The sequence below is a fragment of the Xylanibacter caecicola genome (assembly GCF_013166515.1).
Classification (GTDB): domain Bacteria; phylum Bacteroidota; class Bacteroidia; order Bacteroidales; family Bacteroidaceae; genus Prevotella; species Prevotella caecicola.
Window position 1 is genome coordinate 26,604 of record NZ_JABKKJ010000025.1, and the last position, 10,228, is coordinate 36,831.

The window sequence follows — 10,228 nt, forward strand, 5'->3', positions numbered from 1 at the left end:
GTTATTAAAAGCGGACATTCTACACCTTACAACCTTAAGACCTCATAACCTCATAACCTTAAAAAGTTATATTCACGCCAAACACAAACTGCTTGTATGTCGGGAATGCGTCAGAGCCTCCGGTCTCGGGGTCGGTACCCTTCAGCTTGCTCTCCATACAGTATATGTACGGATTGTATGCAGTGAAGTAGAAGCGGCACTTCTCCATGAGAGCCTTGCGTGAAATGTTCTTCGGCAGCGTATAGCCGAGGGTTATGTTCTTTATCTTTATGAACGAGCCGTCGTATATGCGTGTGGCTGTATTACCTATCGTCTGGTCGTCGCCGCTTCCGGGACGCGGATAGTATGCGCCTTGGTTCTCTTCCGTCCAGTAGTCTATGCCCGAAATCTGGTTGGTCGTTATCGACGACTTGGCATCGTAGTAGCCCAGCAGGTTGCTGTATATCGTCTGACCGAAGCGTGCCATTGCATAGATTGTAAGGTCGAAGTCCTTGTATGTGAATGTGTTGTTCAGACCGAGAATCCAGTTAGGATTGGTGTGTCCCAGTATACGGCGGTCGTCCATGCTGTACTTGTGCTTGCCTCCGTCACCGTCTTTGTCGTTCGTCTCGATCTTCACCCATCCCGGTTTCACACCGTACATGTCAAGTTCTTCCTGCGATGCGTCAGTACCCCATATTCCGGCATACTTGTAGTCATAGATAGAGTGTATAGGATTACCCTCGAACAGGTTCTCTGCTATAATGTCGCCCTCAGGCAGCTTTTCTATGCGCTCTTTCTCCCATGCGGCAGTAAGAGAGGTATTCCATGTAAAGTCCTTTGTCTTGATGTTACGGCTGTTGATTGTAAATTCAAGACCCTTGTTGCTTGTCTTTGCAAGGTTTTCCCACGATTTCAGAGGCGAACCCCAACCTGTTGCACCACTCGTGATAGGCATTGTGCGTGAGAAAAGCAGACCGCGTGTGGTTGTTGTGAAGTAATCCACAGATGCGTCTATGCGTCCGCCGAGTACGGCGATGTCAAGACCGAAGTTCCAGTTATAGGACTTTTCCCAACCCAATGACGGACTGTCGTAGAAACCGGTATACTGTGTAAACGGAACATAAGTACCGTTAATCGATATACCACTTGCCGAGTATTTGATAGGAGTTGTCAGCGTACCGTATGCACCAACGCCGCCGGAGTTACCCGTGATACCGGCACCTACGCGCAATTTAAGGTTGTCGAGCCAGCTGCGTGTGCTTTCCATGAACGCCTCGTCGCTGATGCGCCATGCCAAGGCACCTGCAGGGAATGAGTCCCATTTGTTGCCTTCCGAGAAGAACGATACACCGTCCCAACGGTTTGAGAATGTCACGAGATACTTGCCTTTGTAAGAATAGTTGAAGCGTACGGCGTAAGACATCTTTTGTGTCTGTGCAAACTCAGAGTTTACGTATGGTGAACTCGTGGAGAGCAGGCGCCAGTAGAGCCATGAGTCTATTTCCTGGTTGCTACCTTCTGCTTGTGCCGACTCCGAACCGTTCTTCTGCCATGATGTCACACCCGTGAACGACAGGTCGTGGTCCTTGGCAAGAGTTATGTTGTATGAAAGGATGTTTTCCCAGTTGTACTTGTAGGTGTCGCCGTATCTCAGCGCAGCATGGGGCGTACCCGCGTATGACGGACGGTTTGCATTGGCGTATGCACCCCAGTACAGTCCTGTACGTCCGTGAGACAGTATGGCGTTCATCTGTGAGCGGAACTTCAAGCCTTTCACCGGTGTGAGTTCCAGATATCCTACAGCGTTTATGTATGTAGAACGGTTGTTGTTTGAATACTGATCCTTGATGAAGTCGCCGAGAGGACTGTACTGGTCCTTGATATACTCACGGTTAAGGGCACCGAATTCATCGCGCACATCACCAAGCGGGAATGACGTCAGAGACTTCGTGAATGTGTTCTTCACGCCGGTATCCTTAATGCTGTACACAATATTTGTAGATACACCTGCCGTAGCCCAGTCGAACAGTCGCTGGTCAAGGTTCAGGCGTACGGAATACTTGTCGAGAGTCTCGTTACTGAGCAATCCTTCGTCACGGTTATATACAAGAGATGTATATACCTTCGTGTTCTCGTTTCCACCCTGTATCGACAGCGAGTATTTCTGTGTAGTGGCTGTGTTGCCGCTTGCCTCGTCCACCCAGTCAATCCATTTGCCTTCTTCGTAAGCATTGATGTAATCCTCGTTTCCGCCGAAGAGAGACGTGATGTTCTCAGGATAGAAACCGTTCTTGTACTTATATGCCTCGCGATGATAGTTAAGCCACTCGTCACCCATCATGCCGTGCTTATATTTAGGTGAGCCGCTCCAGCCGTAATAAGCGTCGAAGTTAATCTTCGTCTTGCCTACGCTTCCGCGCTTCGTCGTGATGATTACTACACCATTGGCACCGGCCGAACCGTAGATGGCAGTTGCAGAAGCATCTTTCATTACGTCGATGCTCTCGATATCATTCGGCGAGAGGTCGTCATAACTGCCGGGCAGACCGTCGATAATAAACAACGGACTGTTGCTTCCGTATATGGAACGTGAACCGCGCAGAAGTATGTTAACGCCCGAACCAACCTGTCCGCTGCCCTTTGTGATATCCATACCTGCTATTTTACCTTGCAGTGCCTCCATTACATTGCTTGTAGGAGCAACGACAATGTCTTCCGTCTTCATTGTCTGTACCGCACCCGTAAGGTCACGTTTCTTTACCGTACCGTAACCGATAACCACAACCTCGTCAAGACCCGTGTTGTCCGGCTGCATCTTCACAGTTACAGACTTGCCGGCTGTTGCCGATACTGTTGATGTCAGATAACCGATGTACGAGAATTCCAGTTCTGCCTTGCCTTTTGAAACAGTCAGGTTGAAATTTCCGTCCAAGTCAGTCACGGCGGCAATCTGTGTGCCCTTCACAGTAACTGTGACGCCGATCATAGGCTCGCCCGTCTCGTCCACCACCTGTCCCGTGATTTTGTTCGACTGGTTTACGCCTTGCGTAACGGCTGCATTGACCGCAATGACCTGTGCCGGGGTAAATACCCAGCAAGCCAAACCAAGCAGTGTCAAAGCCAAAGTCGAAAATCTTGCATTCTTCTTCATTAGTAAATAGATTTAATTATTAAAAGTTGATGTATTCATTTTCCGTAAAATTCATCCTAAGCGAAGTGTAACTTATCGTGCCCATTAAGGACTATCATGTCACTTATCGCGGCGATAAGGGATAATGTCTAATTAAAGAAATAATATAAAAAGTCTTGTTAGAATAACTGTCGAGAACTGTCAAGACTTGAAACGATATTAAAAATGATTATCCACTTGCCGGGACTTAATACAAATACACCTGTCTTGGATATTTAATCAACTTTAAAAAGATACGCATGCTTCTGATTTTATCAGAATTCTGTGTTAATAAAAGGTCACATCTTGCAAGGTAACGAAGCACATATTGGAATGTAATTGACGTAAGTTCGACAATTAATTTATAAATTGTCAATTATTCATTATTTTGAGCTTTTTCCTTTCTTTTTGATTTTTCATAACCCCGAAATACTGCGATGTTCAGAAAAAAGAAGCTTGTTTTGTGTAAATAACGCCAAAATTCGTGTGCAGATATAATATGTTTGATATCAATGTGTTACATGTAAAAGCGAGAAAATGTGCATCATTCGGGATAAGAAAGTTGCCTGATTACTATGCGAAAGTTGCCTGATTACGTTCCAAAAGCAGCCATTTTACCCTGCAAAATGTGGCATTTCAGACCCTAAAGGCACGTGCTTTACTCCCTTTTGGACGTACTTTTAGCAAAAAACGCACGTTCGTTTATCACAAGACGCATGCCTTTTCATCATTTACGACCGCTCTTAACAACTTTTAAAACGTAGAACGCGACTTTCAGATGACGGTTTTGAAATGACAAAATGACATGAAAAATTAATTTAACGTGAATTCGACGAATTCATATTCCATATTATATCACAAACCACCCCCCCTGCCCATCCTTTGAAAAAAGAGGGGACACACAGGAAGTTTTATATTAAAAAGGATGCCGGATTATATAAACAGGCATATTATATATGTATACGGTGTCCGAACTGCGTCCCCTACTTTTCCAAAGGAGGGGCAGGGGTGGTTTGTCTAATTCGTAGAACTCACCTTATTTATATATAATGCAATGTGAACGCAATCAAACTTGCTTGGAAGTGCTGAGGCGAAGTTTATCTTATGTAAAGATAATAAAAATGGAATTTAGAACATATACGATAAAAAAATATTCTATCGTTTGTAATTTTAGACCTTCTTGTCCTTTATTTTTTTATCGTGCCCATTAACAATTGACATTCTGGCATATTAAAATTATCAGCTATGAATAATTAAAGGTATATCAGCATAGTAATAATGTCTGTTTTACACTTTAAGTTTTGATATACAACCGTAAAATTTGATATATACTGTAATTTTTTACCTGTTTTTTACCAATACAGGCACAAAAAGAAGAGATTTTTCTATGTAATATTAAAACTTTTATTATTTTTGCAAAAGTATTTAAAAGAATATAACATAATCTATTAGTATTAAAACATCTGAAAAACAATGGGAAACATGCACCTTTTTTATTCTGCTTAGTATCCCTTATCGCCGCGATAAGTGACATAATCCGATATATTAGCGTGTATGCTTTTTTCCTGTAGAGAAGATTTGACATATCAACAATTTTAATAATAAAATCTATTTACTAATGAAGAAGAATGCAAGATTTTCGACTTTGGCTTTAACTTTGCTTGGTTTGGCTTGCTGGGCATTCACCCCGGCACAGGTCATGGCGGGCAATGCAGCCGTTACGCAAGGCGTAAACCAGTCGAACAAAATCACGGGACAGGTGGTGGACGAGACGGGCGAGCCTATGATCGGTGTCACAGTTACCGTGAAGGGCACACAGATTGCCGCCGTGACAGACTTGGACGGAAATTTCAGCCTTCCGGTGTCAAGTGGTAAGGTAGAACTGGAACTTTCGTACATCGGTTATCAGACGACAAGAACGACTGTAACAGCCGGCAAGTCTGTAACTGTGAAGATGCAGCCGGACAACACGGGTCTTGACGAGGTTGTGGTTATCGGTTACGGTACGCAGAAAAAACGTGATTTGACAGGTGCTATCGCATCTGTGAAGAGTGAGGAAATTACACTTACTCCGGCAACAAATCCCATGCAGGCACTTCAGGGAAGGGTTTCCGGTCTGGATATAACCAAAGAAAGCGGTCAGGCTGGTGCCGGTGTTAATATCCAATTGCGTGGTAACCGTTCATTACCCCAGAAGAATGATAAAGGTATATACGAGTATAAGACCACTCCGCCATTGTTTATTATTGATGGTATGCCCGGTGATTATGCTACACTTAATCCTAACGATATCGAAAGCATCGAAGTGTTGAAAGACGCATCCTCGACAGCCATATATGGTTCGAGTGGTGCAAACGGTGTCATCCTCATTACTACAAAAGGTGGTAAGGAAGGTAAATTAAGCGTAAACTTCAATGCCTACTATGGTATAAACAGCTGGTCGGAAACTCCGGATGTAAGACAGGGCGAGTTATATATGGAAGGACTGCGCCAGGCGCACCGCAATGCCGGAACATATGTGGACGATGCAACGATGTTCCAGTTTAATCCTAATTATTATGAAGCCTATAAGAACGGCAAGTTCATTGACTGGACAAAGGAAATTCTTCATACAGGTACGATTCAGAATTACTCTTTGTCGCTGTCTGGAGGAACGGACAAGATAAAATCGTATGTGTCATTTAACTTCTCTGATGAACAGGGACAGTATAAAGATGACAATTACAAGGTTTATTCTACCAATATTCGTGTTGACAACAAAGTAAACTCATGGCTTACTGCCGGTATGTCTGTACAGGCATCGTATGTTCATCAGAACAAGCCGTTTGCAAAGATTGAAGATGCACAGACCGCAATTCCTTACGGTGACTTGTATGATGAAGACGGAAACTACAACATATATCCTGTTGAGGGTGATGCAAACTATATAAACCTTTTGATAAACAACAAGAGCAATTTCCGCAATCAGGGACAGAATGCAAAAATATATGCCAATCCATACATAAAGGTGACTCCTTTCAAGGGCTTTACGTGGGAAAGCCGTGTGAATGCCACGCTGACATATTCAAAATCCAATTCTTTTACCGGAGCCGGTTCGTACAATTTTATTAAAGACGGTGGAAATGTCACAACGGATACAAAGGCTTCGATAACACAGAACCGTGCATACAGCTATAAGTGGGAAAATATTTTTACGTACAACTTCACACTGGCAAAGGATCATAGCTTTACAGTAACGGGAGTTACGTCGTGGAACCATAACCGGTATGAAAACTCACAAATGACAGGTACGGGAATAACAAACAATGCGTATCTTTGGCATAATCTGGGCAAAGCCGACAAACATGAAAACACGTCAAGCTACTCAATGTCCAAAGGCATGGGATATATAGGACGTATAAACTATTCTTTCCTCGGACGTTACTTGGCTTCGGTTTCCGTGCGCTATGACGGGTCGTCAAGGCTTGCGGAAGGAAATAAGTGGCAGACATTCCCGGCTTTTGCGCTTGGATGGCGTATCAGCGACGAGAAATTTATGGAAAGTACTAAAAACTGGCTTGACAACCTGAAAATCCGTCTCGGATATGGTGAGACGGGAAGTACGGCCAATATCGGTGCTTACAGTTCTACGTCAAAAATCGAGCAGGGTTATCTTACGCTTGGCGGTGAGAAAATAACTACATATACGTATAGCCAGAATGTGGCAAACAGATCTCTTACATGGGAACGCTCGAAAAACTGGAACTTCGGTATCGATGCTTCGTTCCTTAACAACCGTATCGATGTTGTCCTTGACCTTTACAACACAAAAACAACAGGTGTTATATGGGACAAGCAACTTCCTGTGACACTGGGTGCACACACACCTACGGCAGGCGGTCTCTACAGCACATACGTAAACCTTGCCGAGACAAGAAACAAGGGTGTGGAACTTGCTATAAACACACGTAACATCAACACGAAGGATTTCAAGTGGAACTCAACTCTTACTTTCTCTTACAATAAAGAAGAGATTACAAAACTCAGCGGTACGACCAACGATCGTGTAATCCATAATGACAATGTATTTGAGATAGGCTCTGCCCTTAATTCATACTACCATTTCAAGCTTGGCGGTATATGGCAGAAAGGAGAAGAGGCTGACGCCGCATGTTTCGGCTCGGTTCCAGGATCCATCAAAATCGATGTTCCAGGACTGACACGCCACACAAATGAAGACGGTTCCGTATATTATACAAAGATAGACGAAGAAGGTGTAGAGCATATTTATAATGCCCAGAATCCATACGCTGTATCAGCTGCCGACTATCAGGTATTGGGACACAACTCTCCCGACTGGTCACTCGGATTCCAGAACTCGTTCAGGTATAAGAACTTTGACCTGAGTATTTATATGTACATGCGTTGGGGACAGATGATGAAATATTCAGCACTGACCGATTACGATCCTACAGGCAAAGGAAACTATCCGGCATATTTCAACGTATGGTCTGAAGAAAATCCGTCAAACTACTTCCCTGCAATGAATGCAAGCATCACCGATAAACTGAGCTATTATCCCGGATTTGCAGCCTTGGCTTATGTGGACGGCTCATTCTTCAAGATAAAGAACATAACGCTGGGATACACCCTTCCTTCAAACTTGCTGAAGAAGATCGGGCTTACCAATCTGCGTGTCTACGGAACAATAACCAATCCTCTGATTATAGCAAAAAGCGACTTGCTGAAAGACTATGACCCGGAAATGAACGGTAGCCGCAACTATCCGCTTACCAAGCAGCTGGTATTTGGTGTTAATGTTTCATTCTAATGATAAATTTAAACGATAATGAAAATGAATAAAAATATATTTAAACCAGTATTGGCATTATGTGCCGCAGCAGTAATGGGTGCATGCTCATTGGACGAATATGATCCGCTGGGTACGGATACAAGTGCCAGTCTTACCGAATATGAAAAATGGTATGGCATGCAGACAAAATGCTATGAGCCTATTTACAGTCAGCTGTATACGGTAGTAGACTTCATGTCTGTAGCGGAAGCGGGTACCGACTTGTGGCTGACAGCAAAAAACAGCGACAATACAAAAGAATTGTTCTATTATGAAAGTCTCGTCCCGTTTGCAAATAAATATTGGGATAAAGCCTTTATACAGGCATATACCGCACTTGGCACATGTGCCACGGTTATAAAGAACGGCGAGAAGATGGAGCAAACTGATGCAGTAAAGACTCTTTATGCGGAAGCGCGTTTCCTGAGAGGATTCTATCATCTGTTGCTTACTACATACTATGGACCGATAACTTTGGTGAACCATAGTGTTGAAGACGGTGCCGACCTGAACCCGAAGCGCAACACACTGACCGAAATATATACATCGGTTATAAATGACCTTGAGTTCGCAATGAACAATCTTGGCACAACGCCTTATAACAACAATCGTGCCCGTGCCACAAAAAAGTCTGCGTTAGGATTTCTCTGCCGTGCATACGTTCAGGCTGCCGGTCAAGGTCTTACGGCTCCTGACGGGACCTCGTATTGGGACAAGGCTGCCAACTTGGCTGCTGATTTCGTAGCGGATACAGAGGCCGGAGGCTCTAAATACGGCGGTTATCTTTATGATGACATTTCCGACCTGTGGGCAAGCAATAACAACCGCACAAACAAAGAAGCTCTTTTTGTAGCTGCCGGTGCGGATGCAAGCATGGATACTGAAACGTGGAACAATGCAAATGCCGGAAAGAGCAAACTGTTCACTTTGTTCTACTGGAACCAGACGTTGTGTTCTGATATTTCTAAAATCACGAGTGACAAGCAGAACTATTTTTACGGACGTACCAATGCCGGAGTATTTGCACCTTCAAAGTATCTTCTTGACCTTTATACTCCATCATGGGACAAGAGATGGGAAAATACTTTCCAGACATCATTCGGAGGATTTTCAATGCAACAGCCTGAATGGCTGCCGTATTCTTCACAAAGTATAAAGTTGAGTCCTAAGGTAGCCAAACTTTATGGAATCAGCCTGTCAATGGCAAACAAGTATATCTACCCTTATGCTGATTGTGCGGCATTGCCTTCAACTTCCGGCGGCAACCAATATGTAGCCTCCGTATGGCCTAAAGGCGAGACAAGCGGTGATGTATCCAAATTACAGAAGCCCAAGAACGTATATGTAATGGATTATCCTGTTGCTGAGGACGAAAACCGCATATTCCTCTATTTGTCAAAAGAAAAAATGACTGCCGAAGACAAGGTAAATCGTATTTATGCTTGTGTTGACATTGATGACTTGTTTGACGAGACAGGAGCTTACTTAAGTACAAACGTAGGTAATGCCTGGGCCGGAAAATACGGTCAGACCAACCCGCTGTACCAGGCATATCCTTGCCTTAACAAGTTCCAGTGGAACTATGAAGGAGTATTTTACGGTTCGAACTTGCAGATAAAGAACGGTGATGTATACATAATGCGTGCGGCTGAAATCTACCTCATTGCAGCCGAGGCTTATCAGAAGCTCGGCAATGGTGGCAAGGCTGCCGAATACATAAATAAGTTGCGTGCACGTGCTGCACGTCCGGGAGTAACAGCCGAGACATATAAGTTAAGCAATGCAACAGAAGAGGATATTCTTGATGAGTTTGCACGCGAATTGTGCGGCGAGCATCAGCGCTGGGCATTGCTACAACGTCATCAGGCATTCCGCACACAACTGCCTAAAGGCAACAAACGTGCAGCTGCTACATATCGCGACATACATAAGTGGCGTCCAATAAGCCAGACGTTCCTACAGCAGATAGACAATGCTGAAGAATATGGTGACAATGGCTATGGTACTACTGCAAAATCAGGTCTTGAGGGATTTGAACAATAAATAAACAATCCGGAGTAAAGAAGTAAGCACAGGAATGTGGTTCTTCTTTACTCCAACATAAAATCATTATAAACAAAACCCGTTGGCGGAATTAATTTAAGTTGATAAATATGAGTAAAAAGTTGTACATGTCGCTGATTTTTAGTAACTTAGTGGTGATTAAAACATTAAGTTCAAACCATCGTATGTACAACCTTTATGCA

General features: G+C 43.7%; 3 protein-coding genes. 2 read left to right on the forward strand and 1 reads right to left on the reverse strand.

The annotated features are described in order from the left end of the window. Window positions 1-58 precede the first annotated feature (58 nt). A complete protein-coding gene (locus HPS54_RS10995) occupies window positions 59-3,133 on the reverse strand; it encodes a SusC/RagA family TonB-linked outer membrane protein (RefSeq protein ID WP_172345501.1) in 3,075 nt (1,024 codons plus the stop codon). A 1,636-nt stretch (window positions 3,134-4,769) separates the two neighbouring features. Between HPS54_RS10995 and HPS54_RS11000 the strand changes: the two genes are divergently transcribed. Both HPS54_RS11000 and HPS54_RS11005 read left to right on the forward strand, forming a co-directional pair. Then, window positions 4,770-7,961, forward strand: coding sequence for a SusC/RagA family TonB-linked outer membrane protein (locus tag HPS54_RS11000; RefSeq protein ID WP_172345502.1), 3,192 nt, complete (start codon window positions 4,770-4,772; stop codon window positions 7,959-7,961). A gap of 24 nt (window positions 7,962-7,985) precedes the next feature. Continuing rightward, window positions 7,986-10,025: a RagB/SusD family nutrient uptake outer membrane protein gene (locus HPS54_RS11005; RefSeq protein WP_172345503.1), complete on the forward strand. Its 2,040-nt coding sequence runs from the start codon at window positions 7,986-7,988 to the stop codon at window positions 10,023-10,025. Window positions 10,026-10,228: the final 203 nt, after the last annotated feature.

What these genes read in the sequence shown, in the direction of transcription:
- HPS54_RS10995 (WP_172345501.1), bottom strand. Translation starts at nt 3,133, where the DNA reads ATGAAGAAGAATGCAAGATTTTCGACTTTGGCTTTGACACTGCTTGGT.
- HPS54_RS11000 (WP_172345502.1), top strand. Translation starts at nt 4,770, where the DNA reads ATGAAGAAGAATGCAAGATTTTCGACTTTGGCTTTAACTTTGCTTGGT.
- HPS54_RS11005 (WP_172345503.1), top strand. Translation starts at nt 7,986, where the DNA reads ATGAATAAAAATATATTTAAACCAGTATTGGCATTATGTGCCGCAGCA.